This is a genomic window from Corynebacterium sp. 1103A (assembly GCF_055700955.1).
The window spans coordinates 1-15,411 of the sequence record NZ_JASTTF010000005.1; the positions used below are offsets into that span (position 1 = coordinate 1).

General features: G+C 66.2%; 12 protein-coding genes. 1 reads left to right on the forward strand and 11 read right to left on the reverse strand.

Going from position 1 to position 15,411, the window contains the following annotated elements:
* Positions 1-176: 176 nt before the first annotated feature.
* Positions 177-701 (reverse strand): 30S ribosomal protein S16, encoded by a 525-nt coding sequence (gene rpsP / locus QQS52_RS05125; protein WP_070769139.1) that lies wholly within the window; start codon positions 699-701, stop codon positions 177-179.
* Positions 702-995: 294 nt separating this feature from the next.
* Here rpsP and QQS52_RS05130 point away from each other — a divergent pair, with 294 nt between their 5' ends.
* A complete protein-coding gene (locus QQS52_RS05130) occupies positions 996-3,167 on the forward strand; it encodes an acyltransferase family protein (protein ID WP_472772875.1) in 2,172 nt (723 codons plus the stop codon).
* On the opposite strand, the gene ffh is transcribed toward QQS52_RS05130, so the two are convergent.
* The 10 genes from ffh to ftsY all read right to left on the reverse strand — a co-directional run bounded on the left by ffh (position 3,168) and on the right by ftsY (position 15,385).
* Positions 3,168-4,793 carry a signal recognition particle protein gene (gene ffh, locus QQS52_RS05135; protein ID WP_472772876.1) on the reverse strand — a complete coding sequence of 542 codons (1,626 nt, stop codon included), beginning with the start codon at positions 4,791-4,793 and terminating at the stop codon, positions 3,168-3,170.
* A gap of 48 nt (positions 4,794-4,841) precedes the next feature.
* A complete protein-coding gene (locus QQS52_RS05140; protein ID WP_472772976.1) occupies positions 4,842-6,944 on the reverse strand; it encodes a [protein-PII] uridylyltransferase in 2,103 nt (700 codons plus the stop codon).
* Entirely contained in the window at positions 6,932-7,270 is a 339-nt protein-coding gene (locus tag QQS52_RS05145) for a P-II family nitrogen regulator (protein ID WP_472772877.1), read from the reverse strand. Before QQS52_RS05145 ends, QQS52_RS05140 begins: the two co-directional genes overlap by 13 nt.
* 21 nt (positions 7,271-7,291) lie before the next feature.
* Positions 7,292-7,639, reverse strand: coding sequence for a Na+/H+ antiporter subunit G (locus tag QQS52_RS05150; RefSeq protein WP_472772878.1), 348 nt, complete (start codon positions 7,637-7,639; stop codon positions 7,292-7,294).
* A 4-nt stretch (positions 7,640-7,643) separates the two neighbouring features.
* Positions 7,644-7,934, reverse strand: coding sequence for a cation:proton antiporter (locus QQS52_RS05155; protein ID WP_472772879.1), 291 nt, complete (start codon positions 7,932-7,934; stop codon positions 7,644-7,646).
* Positions 7,935-8,453 carry a monovalent cation/H+ antiporter subunit E gene (locus QQS52_RS05160; RefSeq protein ID WP_472772880.1) on the reverse strand — a complete coding sequence of 173 codons (519 nt, stop codon included), beginning with the start codon at positions 8,451-8,453 and terminating at the stop codon, positions 7,935-7,937.
* Positions 8,454-9,995, reverse strand: a complete 1,542-nt coding sequence (locus QQS52_RS05165) for a monovalent cation/H+ antiporter subunit D family protein (protein WP_472772881.1) — start codon at positions 9,993-9,995, stop codon at positions 8,454-8,456.
* A 6-nt stretch (positions 9,996-10,001) separates the two neighbouring features.
* Complete coding sequence (locus QQS52_RS05170) at positions 10,002-10,487, reverse strand: sodium:proton antiporter (protein WP_472772882.1); 486 nt, start codon at positions 10,485-10,487, stop codon at positions 10,002-10,004.
* The gene (locus QQS52_RS05175) at positions 10,488-13,433 is read right to left on the reverse strand and encodes a DUF4040 family protein (protein WP_472772883.1); all 2,946 of its coding nucleotides are present in this window, start codon (positions 13,431-13,433) and stop codon (positions 10,488-10,490) included. It abuts the gene before it with no gap.
* A 194-nt stretch (positions 13,434-13,627) separates the two neighbouring features.
* The gene (ftsY, locus tag QQS52_RS05180) at positions 13,628-15,385 is read right to left on the reverse strand and encodes a signal recognition particle-docking protein FtsY (protein ID WP_472772884.1); all 1,758 of its coding nucleotides are present in this window, start codon (positions 15,383-15,385) and stop codon (positions 13,628-13,630) included.
* Positions 15,386-15,411 lie beyond the last annotated feature (26 nt).

A 15,411-nucleotide genomic window follows, 5' to 3' on the forward strand; every position in this document is an offset into this window, starting at 1 on the left:
GGCTGCGAGGGGACACCACAAGGAACAAGGCCAGCCGAACCCCACGACTGCCTCAACACGCGAAAAGGCGCCACGGAAACCACTCCGTAGCGCCCACTCGGCGCGCCTAATCGGCGTGCCGCAAAGAAAAACCCCGCCGCCCCTTCACGGGGTGGCGGAGTGAAAGCTACTGAGGATTACTCAGCGGACTCCTCGGAGGAAGCCTCGCCCTCAGCCTCAGACTCGGAAGCAGCCTCGGCGGCTTCGGCAGCCTCAGCGGCGGCCTTCTCTTCTGCTTCCTTCTCGGCAGCAGCCTTAGCCTCGGCCTCTTCCTTGGCCTTCTTCTTCTTTTCGGTGATGGCCTCGATGGTCGGGCCGTTGTTGGCCTCGGACAGAGCAGCGTTGAACAGGTCCAGCTTGGACGGCTTCTCCTCGGCGACCTTCAGGGTGCCCTCGGCACCCGGCAGGCCCTTGTGCTTCTGCCAGTCACCGGTGACCTTCAGCAGAGCCAGAACCGGCTCGGTCGGCTGAGCGCCGACGGACAGCCAGTACTGAACGCGCTCGGAGTCGATGTCAATCAGGGACGGCTCCTGCTTCGGCTCGTAGATACCGATGTTCTCGATAACCTTGCCGTTACGACGGGTACGGGAATCCGCAATGACAACGCGGTAGTGAGCGGTGCGGATCTTGCCCAACCGCTGCAGCTTAATCTTGACAGCCATGTGTGGCTCCTTTACTTAAGTCACTGGGCAGTTCAGACACCCGCCGCTTGCCGGCGGGCCGGTTCAGCCCTTGGGTTTTTAGCTGCGCGTGACTACCGGCCGACCGTAGACGGGAACGGGTTTACGCAGCAACCCTAGACACATTACTGGATAACCCCCGAAAAACGAAATCCCAACGCGCCGTTGGGCAGGTCGTTGTGGACTCTAGGGTGGGACAGAGTAATCTACTAAGTGGCCATGTCCGCAGACTCGGGCCAAAGTCGCACGTCAAAGAATGAAACGCGAACAGAGTTTATGTCACAAGATTCCCCACGCAGTTTTCAGTACCGGTATGACCTCGACGGTCTCCGCGGTATTGCCATCGGTTTGGTGGTTATCTACCACGTATTCGTCGGCCGTGTCTCCGGCGGCGTGGACGTCTTCTTGCTGCTCTCCGGCTATTTTTTCCTCGGCTCCCAGCTGCGGTACGTAACGAAGCCGAACGCCACCTTCAACCCCTGGTGGCCCATCTGGCGCACCCTGCGGCGCTTGGTGCCGGCCCTGGCTCTGGTCATCGCGGTGACCTACCTGCTGGTGTATTTCTGGACGCCGCAGCTGATGCGCATCGAGCTGACACAGCAGATCACCGCCACGATGCTCTACTACCAAAACTGGGAGCTGGCCTCCCAGAGCGCCGACTATGCGGCGGCCGCGGCGGACACCTCTCCCCTGCAGCACATGTGGTCGATGTCGGTGCAGGGCCAGTTCTACCTGCTGGGCATCGCCTTCGCGCTGATCCTGGGTGCGGTGATGCGCTGGCGCGGCCGGTCCAGCAAGGTCAACGCCGTGGCGGGCCCGATCCTCATTGTGGTCACCATCGCCTCGTTCGCCTACGCCAGCCGCTTCGGCTTCTTCGGTACCCCGGAAAATTACTACTCGACCTTCTCCCGCGCCTGGGAGCTGACCCTGGGTGCGGTACTGGCCATCTACGGCCACCGCATCCGCATCCCGCAGCGCCTGTCCGACGCCGTGACCGGCCTGGGCCTGCTACTGCTCATGTTTACCGGCGCGGCCATCGCGGATTCCACCGCCTACCCGGGCCCGCTGTCCCTGATTCCGCTGGGCGGCGCGGTGCTCATCATCATCGGTGGCGGCGGCCGCATCTCCCGCGCGATGGCGTCCAAGCCGGCACGCTGGCTTGGCGATGTCGCCTATTCCCTCTACCTGTGGCACTGGCCGCTGCTCATCCTGTCCACCTCGGCACTCGGTATGGAGCGCCCGGCCTGGTGGTTGGGCGCCATCATCATCGCTCTGTCCCTCGTGCTTGCCGATGCCACCCACCGCTTCATCGAGGCCCCCTTGCGGCAGCATCGCAAGCGCCCCCTGGCCGACGACATGCCCGTCCACAAGGCCATGGCCACCATGCGGGAGAAGGTCGGAACGCTACGTGCAGCCGGCGGCGTGGCGGCGACCGCCCTGGTCATCGCCCTGCTGTCCGTGCACCCGTGGTTCAAGTCGTCCCTCGACAGCGAGGAAGCTGAATACTTGGATCCGACCCTCTACCCCGGAGTAATGGCGCTGATGGGCCAGGACGTACCGGCCAACCAGCCGGTCAAGCCCGACCCAGTGCGCGTGGGCAGCATGGTCCCGCCGGTGGCCTACCAGCACTGCTTCATCCCGGACACCGCGCCCGGGGATTCCTTCTTCGAGATCGACAAGGACGGCAACCCGTGCATCTTCGGCGATCCGGATTCCGACGTCGAGGTCTACCTGGTGGGCGGCTCCCACGCGGAGCAATACGCCTCCGCCATCGACTCGCTGGGCAAGGAAATGAGTTTCAAGGTCGTGCCGCTGTTGCGCCAGGACTGCCCCATCGAGCTGGGCGACGAGCTCACCGTCACCCCGGAGTGCGCCCAGTGGTCCGAGCTGGCGACCGAGCGCATCCTCGATGCCGACCCCGACCTGGTCATCTCGAATACCACCCGCCCCAGGGGTGAGCACGGCACCGGTCCCGACGTCGTGCCGGCCGGTTACGAGCGCTTCTGGGAGGTCTTGGCCGACAACGAGATCCCGTTCCTGGGCCTGCGCGAGAACCCCTGGGGCTTCGATAAAAACTTCAACCCCATCGAGTTCGATGAGTGCTACGTGGCCAACGAGGACGCCATCGGCTGCGGCACGACCCGCGAACAGAACTACCAGCCGGTCGACCCGTCGGCGGCCATCCTGGCCCAGTGGCCGAACATGATCGCCGTGGATACCTCCGACTGGTACTGCGACGCGGACAAGTGCCCGGTCGTCATCGGCAACGTCATGGTCTACCGCGACATGCACCACATCTCGAATGCCTACGCGATGTCCATGAAGCCACTGCTGGAAGACCTCATCGCGCCCTTCCTGGCCGGCGAGCCCCAGCAGCAAGAAGCTCCGGCGCCGCCCGTCCCGGAGGACGAGGCAGAGCCGGAGCCGGCGGGGGAAATCTACTACTAGCTACTTCTTCTTGCCTTGGCCGAAGTCAAGGTTGTTGAGGTCGATGTTTTCCATGCCCTTGGGCATGCCCGGCATCCCACCCGGCATTCCTGGCATGCCGCCGCCACCCATCTGGTTCTGCATCTTCTGCAGCTCCTCCATGGACGGCATACCGCCCGGCATTCCCGGCATCCCACCGGGCGCCCCGGAGCGCTGGCGGCCGCCGCCCTTGCCCTTCTTGCGCTTGCCGTTTTTGCCCTTGCGGCCCTTGGGCTTCTTCTTCGTCGCCGAGCGGGCGCCGCCGCCCATGCCGAACTGGCCGGCCATCTTGGTCATCATTTTCTTCGCCTGCTCGAAGCGTTCGATGAGCTGGTTGATATCGGAGACCTTCACGCCGGAGCCGTTGGCAATGCGCTTGCGGCGCGAGGCGTTCAAAATCTTCGGGTTTTCGCGCTCAGCCGGGGTCATGCCGCGGATGATGGCCTGGATGCGATCGAGCTGCTTCTCGTCGACCATGTCGGCCATCTCGTTCATCTGCTTGCCGCCGGGCATCATCTTCAGCAGGTTGCCGATGGGACCCATCTTGCGGATCATCAGCAGCTGATCCAGGAAGTCGTTCAGGGTCAGCTCGCCGCTGCCCATCTTGGCCGCGGCCTCCTCGGCCTTCTGCTGGTCGAGGGTGGACTCGGCCTGCTCGATGAGCGAGAGCATATCGCCCATGCCCAGAATGCGGCTGGCCATGCGCTCCGGGTGGAAAACATCGAAGTCGCCGAGCTTCTCGCCCGTGGAGGCGTACAGGATGGGCTTGCCGGTGACCTCGCGGATCGACAGGGCGGCACCACCGCGGGCGTCACCGTCGAGCTTGGTCAGCACGACGCCGGTGAAGTCGACGCCGTCGCGGAAAGCCTCGGCGGTCTGGACGGCGTCTTGGCCGATCATCGAGTCGATGACGAAGAGGACCTCGTCCGGGTTGACGGCGTCGCGGATGTTGCGTGCCTGGGTCATCAGGGTCTCGTCGATGCCCAGTCGGCCAGCGGTATCGATAATCACCACGTCGTGCTGCGCGCGCCGCGCCTCAGCGATACCGTCGCGCGCCACCTGCACCGGGTCCCCGTGGGAGGTGCCCATCTCGTGGTCGTGGGAATCCAGGGATGTGCCCGGATCCGGGGCGAAAGTCTTCACGCCGGCGCGCTCGCCGACGATCTGCAGCTGCTGGACCGCGCCCGGGCGCTGGAGGTCGCAGGCCACCAGCATTGGGGTGTGGCCGTCCTTTTCCAGGTGTTTGGCCAGCTTGCCGGCCAGGGTAGTCTTACCGGCGCCCTGCAGGCCGGCGAGCATGATGACCGTCGGCGGGTTCTTCGCCAGGTTCAGCCGGCGGGTCTCCCCGCCCAGGATCTCAACCAGCTCTTCGTTAACGATCTTAATGACCTGCTGGGCCGGGTTGAGCGCCTCGGAGACTTCCGCACCGGCCGCGCGCGCCTTGATTCGCTTGATGAACCCGCGGACTACCGTCAGGGAGACGTCCGCCTCCAGTAGCGCGAGGCGAATTTCGCGCGCGGTGGCGTTGATGTCTGCCTCGGTCAGCTTGCCTTTGCCACGCAACCCTTTAAGGGCTGATTGCAAGCGATCGGACAATGACTCAAACACGTTTCTGGCTCTCCATTATCTTTGGGGTTATCTATTAACTCCCTCAGCTTAGTCGCTAGACAGGGCCGCGGTCACATTCGCAACCACCGCGGCGCGGCTTAAGCCCGTATAAGGGTTGCCGCGCAGGCAGATGGTCACGATCATCGTCGCGCCCAGTGCCGCGTGCTCCATCCACTCGATCTCCGGCAGCTGGGAGATCAGCGTGCCAAGCGCCGCCCGCCGCTCGACGGTGCGCACCTCCAGTAGGCCTTCCGCGTTGAACATCGCCGTCGTGTGCCCACCAGCCACCTGCGGCAGCCGGGAGTGCACGCCGGACTTGTAGGCCTGCAGGAAGCGGTCGATATCGCTGGCGTCCTCCCAGGACTCCTGCACCGTGCGCGCGGAAAACTCCGCCGCCAGCGCCCCGCCCGTGTACTCCATGCGCGAGTTCACTACGGTCCAGCCCAGGGCGGCCAGCAGGGCCAAAACCTCGACGATGCCACGCTGCTCCGCGTGCAGCGACACCGTCAGCAGCTGGTTGTCGCTATCACGGGTCACCGTCAGCTCGCTGGGCGCCGGCACCCGCGGGCGCGCGTGCGGCTGCGGCACCAAGGCCTGCAGAGCGCGGCGGCACAGCTGCCCCGCGGCGGCCTCCAACCGGTTATTCCAAACCCCGGGGCCGGTGGATTCGGCATCGGCGCGCGTGAGTACGGACAGCAGGGAGACGGTGAGCTGGTCGTAATGGCAGGCGGTCAAAAGGCGGTCGCGGGCCGCGTCCGAGGCTGGGTCCATGGTGCGGGCCAGCCGCGACAGGGTGGTGTGCTCGGCGACCAGGGTCTGCGCCCGCGACCTATCGGCCAGGTTCAGCCGCAAGCGCGCGGCCATGCGCGTTACCATCTCCGCCCCGACCAGCGCGTGCGGACGGTCATAGCCCTTGCCGATGTCGTGGAAGAGCGCCGCGAGCAGCAAGATGTCCGGGCGGGCCACGCTGGTACGTTGCTCGGCGCAGCGCGCCACCGTCGCCAAGCTGTGGTAGTCAATGCTGTGGGTGTGCACCCGCTCGCGCGGCATCAGCCCCCGGATGTGAGCCCACTCGGGCACGATCTTCTCCCACAGCCCGTGCGCGTCCATCTCCCGGATGACCCGCGGCGTATTCGCCGGCGAGGACAGCAGGGCGAAAAAGTCGTCGGTAGCGGCCGCGGTAAAACGCTCCGGCAGGGCGGGCAGCTCGCGCAGCGTGTGCCACACGCCGGCGGCTACGGGGCGCCCCGTGCGGGCCGCGGCCGCCCCGACGCGTAAGACTAGGGCGGGGTCTTCCAGGTTGGGGTGGCGCGAGAGCGTGATATAGCCGCCGTTGTCAATAACGTCCAGATCCAGCGGCCGCCGCGGCGACTGCGCGCCCCGCTTGCCCACCAGCCCCCGGGCCGTTGCCAGCCCGCGCTCCACCGCGCGGTCGACGCGCGTGGCCGTATCCACTAAGGCCGCAGACAGCTCGTAGCGGTCCGCGTACCCCAGCTCCGCGGCTACCGATGCCGCAAACTCCGGGTCCAGCACATCCCGGCGCCGGCGCGCGTGCTCGTGCAGCAGCGTGCGCACGTCGAGCAGCAGGCGGGTCTCGGCGCTTAGGTCGGGCGCGTCGCACAGGTTACCCAGCGCGAGCGCGCGCAAGAGCTGGATATCGCGCAGGCCCCCGCGGCCGTTTTTCACGTCCGGCTTCGTCATCGTCGCCACGGAGCCGGAACGGTGCCACCGGCGGATGGCCAGATCCAAGAAGGCGTCAAAGTTGCGCTGGAGCTGGCGCCGCCAGGAGGAATAGAGGTGGGCGCGGGCGGCATCGATAAGCATTTTCGAGCCGGACACGTGGGTCAGCTCCAGCTGGGACAGGCCGGCGGCGGTGTCCTGGGCGGCGATTTCGCCGCACTCGCGCGGGGTGCGCACCGCGAAATCCAGGTGGTAGCCGGCGTCCCAAATAGGGTTCCAGAGGTCAGTGGCATCCGGGATGGGGGCATCGTCCGGGCACAGCAGCATCAGGTCCAGGTCCGAGCGCGGGGTCGTCTCCCGGCGGGCGAAAGAGCCCGTGGCGGCCAGCGCACAGCCCGGCGGGACGGGCAGGCTTCGCAGGAGTTCTAGCGCGCGCTGATAGGCGTTGTCCCGCAGTTCTAGAGGGCGGATTCTCCCCGCTCCCCCGTGCGTACGCGGACGACGTCCTCGACCGGGCAGACCCAGATCTTGCCGTCGCCGATCTTGCCGGTGTAGGCCGCGTCGATGACGGCGTCGACGACCTCGGCGGCGGCGTCGTCAGCCACGACCATCTCGAGCTTGACCTTCGGCACGAAGTCCGTGGCGTATTCCGCGCCGCGGTAGACCTCACTGTGGCCGCGCTGGCGGCCGAAACCCTGCACCTCGGTCACGGTGAGGCCGTGGACCTCCAGCTGGCCCAAGGCCTCGCGGATTTCCGGCAGGGTAAACGGCTTCACGATGGCGGTCACGAGTTTCATGGATGAAAACCTTCCTGTGCTCTACTGCTGCTTCTGCTGCTGTTGGATACGGAGGGAGTGCTTGACGTCGGTGACGGTCACGCCGTAAATCGAGCGGCCCATGTAGTAGGAGCCGATGGCACCGATGATCCACACGCCGAAGCACGCGGCGAGCGCCTTGACAAGCGACATGACGTCGAAGCCCTCCGTGGAAAAGTCCACCACCAGTTTAGCCACGAGCAGCAGCGGGATAGCCAGACAGATGGTCGGGCCCAGCAGATTCACCCGTGTGAGCGCGTCCGGGGCGCGCCAGACCGCGACGGTGGTGGCCAGAACCAGCACCGTGGCGACGATGATGAGCACGGAGGCCACAATTTCGTAGATAGCCATGGGTTTAGCGCCTTCCCTTCGAGATGATGCGGGCCATCGACAGCGTCGGCAGCACGCCGCCGGCGATGGAGGCCAGCAGCGCGATGTCGTAGGCGATGGACGAGTAGACGATGGTCGAGCGGGCCAAAAAGATGGCGAGCATGCTGTAGAAGATGAGGTCGGCGACCACCGCGCGGGTGAGCTCGTCGCGCGTGCGCAGGGTTAGCACGAGCGCAGCGAAAACGCACAGTCCCATGATGAACACGCAGGCGGCAACCAACCAGTCGAAAGCGGTAAAAGCGGATACGTCAAACATTTAAACGTCCTTGCCTTTCTGCTGGCGGCGCCAGCGGCGGGTGGCCAGGGACTCGTTCTCGGAGATGGGCTGGTCTTCCGTCTCAGCCAGCTCGGGCGCGCGCAGGTAGCGGCCCACGGACTCGAGCGGGTACTCGTAGAACGCCGGGTCGGCCTCGGTGGCGCTGCCCTGCCCGGGCACGCCGTAGTCGAGCTCCTTGACGTGCGGGGCCAGGCGCTCCTCCATCTCCGCGATGCCGGCCAGGACCTCCGCGGGGTCGTCGCCCAGCACGGCCTGAACGATAACGATGCGCGGCAGGCCCTCCCGCGGGGGTTCGCGCAGGCCGAGCGAAAGGGTGCCCGGCGTGGCGGTAATCGAGGAAGTCAGCCAGAACAGCTCCCAGCTGCTGGTCACGCGCAGCGGGTAGCGCACGATGACCGGGTGGTAGCCCTTATCAGCCTTGAACGAGCAGGACGCGAGCTGGAAGCCGGAGACGAAGATTTCCTTAATGAACCAGAGGATATACGTTACAACGTGCATTTATGCTCCTCCCTCCAGTACGGACGGGTTAGGCAGCGCGACGGCATCATCGCCTAGGACCGCGTGGATGTAACTGCCGGTATCCAGCAGGTCGCCCGCGGCCGCCATGGTGTATTCGATGACGGGGCCGGCCAAGATGAACATCGTCAGCGACCCCAGGATGAGCGCGGCCGACGGGGCCATGAGCTTCTTGCGGATGACCAGCTCGTCCGGAACCTCGTCCTGGGAAAGCTGGCGGCCCCAGAAGACCTTGCGCCACACGCGCAGCATGGCCAGGAAGGCCGCGAAGGACGCCACCACGATGACAGTAATCGCGGCCCACGCCCAGCCGTTGCCGTTGCGGGCAATCTCCACGACCAGCATGACCTTGCCCCACATGCCCGAAAACGGCGGGAAGCCGACCACGGAGAAGGCGCCGGCGGCGAAGATCCACGCGATGATGGGATCCCTGCGCGCCAGGCCGGACAGTTTGTTGAGCCGGCCGGTGCCGTAGGTCTCCTCGATGGCGCCGGAGGCCAGGATAAGCGAGCCAACGGTGATCATGTGGTGGATCGTGTAGAGGATGCCGGCGGCCAGGGCGCGCTGCCCATCGGCGGCGGTAAACGCCAACATGATGAGGATGAACGGCATGCCGTTGAGCATCTGGTAGCCCAGCACGCGGCGGATGGTGGCCTCGGCCAGGCCGCCGAAGGAGCCGACGGCCATCGACAGGATCATCACCACGACGATAACCGCACCCCAACGGGCGTCCAGGTCGAAGAGCTGGACGTAAAGGCGGTAGAGCATGTAGACCGCCACCTTGGTGTGGAGGCTGGAAAACAGGCCCATGACCGCGGCGGAGGTGCCCGGGTAGGTGCGTGGCAACCAGGTGTGGACCGGGAAGACGCCGGCCTTGGCCGAAATTGCGATGATGATCAGCCCGGCGGCCACCGTCGCGGGGCCGTTGCCGGCCGCCACGCCGTTCAAGGCCGCTATGTTCACGGAGCCGGTCACGGAGTACATGTAGCCCACGCCCACCACCAGCAGCGTGGAGGCGAACAGGTTCACCAGCACGAAGGCGCGGCCCGAGGCCAGGCGGGCCCAGGTGCCGGACATCGTGATGAGCCCGTAGGACGGCAGCAACATGACCTCGATGAACACGAAGAAGTTGAACAGGTCGGCGGTAATCAGCGCGCCGGCCACGCCAGTCAGCAGGATGAGCGTCAGCGACGGGTAGTAGCGCGACTTGGTCTCCCCGCCGGCGATAGCGAACCAGTTCGCGCCGAAGGAGACGATCATCGCGGTGGTCAGCATGATCGCGGAGAAGGAATCCCCTACGAACGGGATGGCCACGTTGCCCGGGTACATGCCCACGTTGTGGGCCACCGGGCCGTTGTTGACGGTGTAGGCCAGCAGGCCCAGGCCGGCGAAGACGCCGACGGCGGGCACCACCAGCATGATGGCGTCGCGGACCGGGCGCCAGGGCGCCAGCAGCGCGAAGGCCGCCGCGATGAGCGGTACTGCCGGAAACAGCGGCAGCATTTGGCTTACTAGATCGTACATTGGTGCCTAGCCCTCCTTCGCGGTGCGGTCGGCGGCAGCTTGCTGGGTCTCGTAGACGTCCTCGTAGGCGTCGCGGGCGCGCTGGATGCGGCGCACCGCCTCGTCGGAGCGCTGCCGGATGTCCTGGTTGTGGGCGTCGCGCCCCAGGGTCGAGAACGGGTGGTCGACGATGTTGTCGTCGACGGGGTCGGCGGCATCGGTGTCGTCGTTGGGCCCCATGGCGGCCAGCGTCAGCAGGATGGTCGCGGTCGCCATGGAAATCACAACGGCGGTCAGGACGAAGGCCTGCGGCAACGGGTCCGCCATCTGCTCCGGCGGGGTCTGAGACGGGAAGGCCTCCCCGCGGAAGGAGTAGACGCCGGTGGCCAGCAGCGTCAGGTTAGCGCCGTGGCCGAAGCACATCATGCCCAGCACGATCCGTACGAGGCCGCGCTGCTGGATGAGGTAGACGGCCCCACCGATCAAGACGGCGATGGTCAAAGCCAAAATCATTTACTTCTCCCCCTTCTTACGGGCGCCGCGCCGCGAGCGGGTCAGCACCGGCTTCGGCGATTGCGCCGGGTTGATTGGGTCGGGGTACGGGTCGTCGATGTCTTCCATCGTGGCCTGCGGGGTGTTGGTGAGCACGGAGTCGTCGTCGTGGACCCACGGCAGGTACTCGCGCTCGGTGCCCGGGCGCAGGTAGCCGCCCAGGGCGTTGATGGCCATCGTCAGCATGCCCAGCACGGCCAGGTAGATGCCCAGGTCGAAAATCAGCGAGGTGGTCCAGTGCTGGCCCAGGGCCTCGCCGTGGATGGCCACCAGGAAGCCGCTCGGGTCGGCCAGGTAGCCGATGAAGCCGGCCACCAGCGCGATGATGATGCCGATGCCGGTCAGGCGGATGGGCGCCATCTGGCCGAAGACGATCTCGTCGCGGCCGCGTGAGAGGTAGGTCAGACCGATGGCCGCGCCCATGATAAGCGCGGCCGGGAAGCCGCCGCCGGAGGCGTTATGCCCGCGGAAGAAGACGATGACCGACATGATGACGAGGATCGGCACCACGATCTGCAGAGCCTTGCGCATGGGCACGGAGTTCAGCTGCGACTGCCCGAACGGGGCCGGGCGGGTGCCCGGCGAGAACGGGAAGCGCGGCAGCGTGGTCGTCACCGCGGCGATGACCACGGCGGCCATGCCCAGCACGGAGAGCTCGCCCAGGGTATCCAGGGCACGGAACTCCACGATGATGGTGGCCACGACGTTGTCGCCGCCGGTGATGTCCGGGGCGTTGTCCAAGTACCACTCGGCCAGGTCGGAGCGCTCGTGGCGGCCCATCAGCGTCCACACGCCGAGGAAGGCGGTGATACCGGCCAGCACGGCCACCACCACGGAGCCGTAGCGGCGGCGCGGGTTGCGCACCGGCTCGAACTTCTCCGGCAGGTAGCGCAGCACCATCATCATCACGATGACGGACAGGGCCTCCACCGTGAACTGGGTCAGGGCGACGTCCGGCGCGCCCAACAGGAACATCTGCAGGGTCACGCCCACGCCGACCGCGCCGACCATGACCGCGCCGGTCAGGCGGTTCCGAGTGCGCACCAGGCCGAACATCGATAGCACGATAATGCCCAGCGGCAGCAGGTCCCACGGGTTGTCCAGGCCGTCGACGCGCGGGGCCAGGGCCTGGCCGTCGATGCCCTCGCTGCCGAACAACGTCGTTGCTGCCAGCAGGATCACCAGCAACACGATGGGCAGCAGGTGGCGCGACGGGTTGTGGGTGGCGGCCATGGAGGCGAACACGTGGCCGATGCCCTCGCTGGCCTTGTGCAGCCCGTGCAGGAGCTGGTTGCCGTTGGCAGGCAGCAGCTCGCGGGATTCCAGCGCCGACCACAGCGGGCGGCGCACGGCCAAGCCGGCGATGCCGAGCACCAGCACCACCACGGAAATCACCAGCGGCACGTTGATGCCGTGCCACAGCGCCAGGTGGCTGTGGTGATCCATACCGACGGCGGCGGCGATTTTGTCCAAGGGGGCATCGAAAAGCCCGAGGATGAAGACCAGCGGGACGGACATGAGTCCGGGCAGGGCGGCCGGCAGCCACAGGGAGACCGGGGCCTCGTGGACGCCGGACATGTCCTTGTCGCCGTCGATGAAGGCGCCGAAGACGAGCTTCGCCGAGTAGGTAAACGTCAGCAGCGCGCCGATGCCGGCGGCGATCAGCAGGACCACTACCCCGGCGCCCCCGACGGGTGCGTCCTGGAACGCGGTCAGCATGCCCTCCTTGGACACGAAGCCCAGAAGGGGCGGGACCGCGGCCATGGAAGCGGCGCCGATGACCACTGAGACGAACGTGAAAGGCATCTTATTCCACAGCTTGCCCAGGTCCTTGATGTTGCGGGACCCGGCCTCGTGGTCGATCACGCCGATGAGCATAAACAGCGAGGACTTAAACAGCGCGTGCGCCAGGGTGTGGACGACGGCGGCGGCGATGGCAAACGGGGTACCCACGCCGATGGTCGCCACGATCCAGCCCAGGTGCGAGACCGTCGAATAAGCGGTCAGCTTCTTCAGGTCGGTCTTCTGGACGGCAAAGAGCGCGGACATGATTGCCGTGCCCATGCCGACGACGATCAGCAGCCAGTTCCAGACCGCGACGTCGTGAAACACCGTCGAGAAACGGATAAGCAGGTAGATGCCCGCCTTGACCACGGCGGCGGCGTGCAGGAACGCAGAGACCGGCGTGGCGGCCGCCATGGCCTCCGGCAGCCAGAAGTGGAACGGGAACTGCGCGGCCTTGGTGAAGGCGGAGACGGCGATGAGCACCGCGACCCCGACAGTCAGCGCGTGGTTGTCCGCCCAGACTGGCGAAATCAGGATGGCGTGCAGGTTGGTAGAGCCCACGGCGGTGGCGGCGATCGCCACGGCGGTGAGCAGCGTCAGCCCGCCGATAAACGTCAGGACGAGAGTGCGCTGCGAGCCCGGTTCACCGGTGGCACCGGAGCGCGCGATCAGCATGAACGAGGCCAGGGAGACCAGTTCCCAGGCCATAAAGAGCACGATCACGTCGTCGGCCAACACCAGCAGTAGCACCGACATAGTAAAGGCGGTCATCAGCGTGTAGAAGCTGACGTTGCCTTGGTGCTTGGGAAGGTACGCGGCGGAATAGATAAGGACGACGGCGCCGATCACAAGCGCGAGCAGTGCGAAGAACGAGCCGAGGGCATCCGCGCGCAACGAGACCCCAGCGTCCACCCCGGGCGCGAGGAAGTCCGCGACCCAGGTCAGCTGGTACTCGATGCCATTCCCGCTGGAGATCGCGGGAATTTCTCGAAGGAGGAGTCCCGCCGCCACGACGAAGATGGCCGCTAGCGGCCACCCTGCTTTTCGATCAAGTACCTTGACCGCGCCGGGCGAGCACGCCACTGCCAGTGCCGCGAGAAGGACAACATATAAAAGCGTCACAGGTTTAAAGCCTTAACACGATGGACGGTATTGGACATGTATGGAGTTTGCTGAAAATAGCATAAATACAGCCTCCCCAGATTAGCACTGTACTTAATCCGGATCACGTCACTGCCCGGGCAGACCGCAGATCACTTTGGCCCCCGGCTGCCAGCAGCAGCCAGGGGCCAAGGTGGGTCAGATGGGGTGTTTTCTTAACTTCCCAACAGGGCGTCGACGAAGCTTTCGACCTCGAAGGGCGCCAGGTCGTCGGCGCCCTCGCCCAGCCCCACGAGCTTCACCGGCACGCCGAGTTCTTCCTGCACCTGGAAGACGATGCCGCCCTTGGCGGTACCGTCCAGCTTGGTCAGCACCACGCCGGTGATGTCCACGACCTCACGGAAGATGCGCGCCTGGACCAGACCGTTCTGGCCGACGGTGGCGTCGATGACCAGCAGGACCTCGTCGACCTGCGACTTCTTTTCCACCACGCGCTTGACCTTGCCCAGCTGATCCATCAGGTCGGTGGAGGTGTGCAGGCGGCCGGCGGTGTCGACCAGGACGACGTCAACTTGGTTTTCGACGCCGGCGGCGACGGCATCGAAAGCCACCGATGCCGGATCCGCGCCTTCCTTGCCACGCACGGTGTCCGCGCCCACGCGCTTGCCCCAGGTCTCGAGCTGGTCCGCCGCCGCGGCGCGGAAGGTATCCGCCGCGCCCAGCAGGACCTTCTTACCCAGGGAGACCAGCACGCGGGCCAGCTTGCCCGTGGTGGTGGTCTTGCCGGTGCCGTTGACGCCGACGACCATGACGACCGCGGGCTTGCCGTCGTGCGGCATCGCCTTAATGGAGCGGTCCATCTCCACGTGGCCGGCCTCGATGAGCGCCTCGCGCAGCATGGCGCGGGCCTCGTCCTCGCTGCTAACGCCGCGCTCTGCGATCTTCCCGCGCAGAGACTCCGTGACCTTCAGCGTCGACTTGGTGCCCAGGTCCGCCATGATGAGAGTATCTTCGATTTCCTCCCAGGCGTCATCGTCTAGGTCGCCGGCAGACAGAATGCCCAACAGGCCCTGGCCAATAGCGTTCTGGGAACGCGACAGACGCCCGCGCATCCGGCCCAGGCGGCCGACGGCCGGCGCGATCTCCTCGCGCGGCTCCGCGGGTTCGGGCGCGGTCTCCGCCGCGGGCTCATCCGCCGATTCCGCTGCCGCGTCCGCGGCGGGAGCTGGCGTAGGCGCCGGGGTCTCCGCAAGCGCGCGCTCCGCGGAGCTGGTCTGCGCGTCGGCGGCCACCGCGGCTTCCTCGGCCTCCGCGGTGGAGGTCTCATCCTGTGCGGGCTGGTCCGCGGCCTCCGGCTCCTGCGGGGTCGCCGGGGTTTCCGGCTCAGCCGGTTCTGCGGGCGCGGCCTTCTCCCCTGCTTCGGCCTTCTCGGCTGCCTCGGACGGCTTAGCCTTCTCAGACGGCGCCGCGGCTTCGGCACGGTCGGCCTCGGAGGCGAGCGGGGCGTCGGCGAGCTCATCGGACTTCGCGCGGGCGACGGCCGCGGCGGCGATATCGGTGACACTCTCGGGCTTTTCGCCGCCGGGCTCGTCGGCGTTCGGCTCCTGACCGTCCGCCTGGTCGGAGTCAGCCTTGCGGACGTCCACCTTCTCACTGTCAGCCTTTGCCGGCTCGTCGTGGGCAGAGGCGAAGACCCCGGCCATGCCCGCGGCGTTAGCGTTGCCGGTGGCGTTCGGTGTGCCGGCGGGCTGCTTGTCGGGCTCGCTGCCGGCGGCGAAGTTAAAGCCGGACTTGGCCTGGTAGTTTCCTGATTTTTCCTGCTGGGTCAGTTCCTTCGGCTCGGTGTCTTCCTGGTTGAAGGACACCTTCTTGCTCTCGCCGCGGCGCTTGCCAACTAAAACCACCGCCACTAGGGCGATGACGATAAGCACGACCACGGCAATGCCAATCCATAGCGCTAAGTTAGATTCCATGCCTTCCATAGTGCCAGCAAACGGCC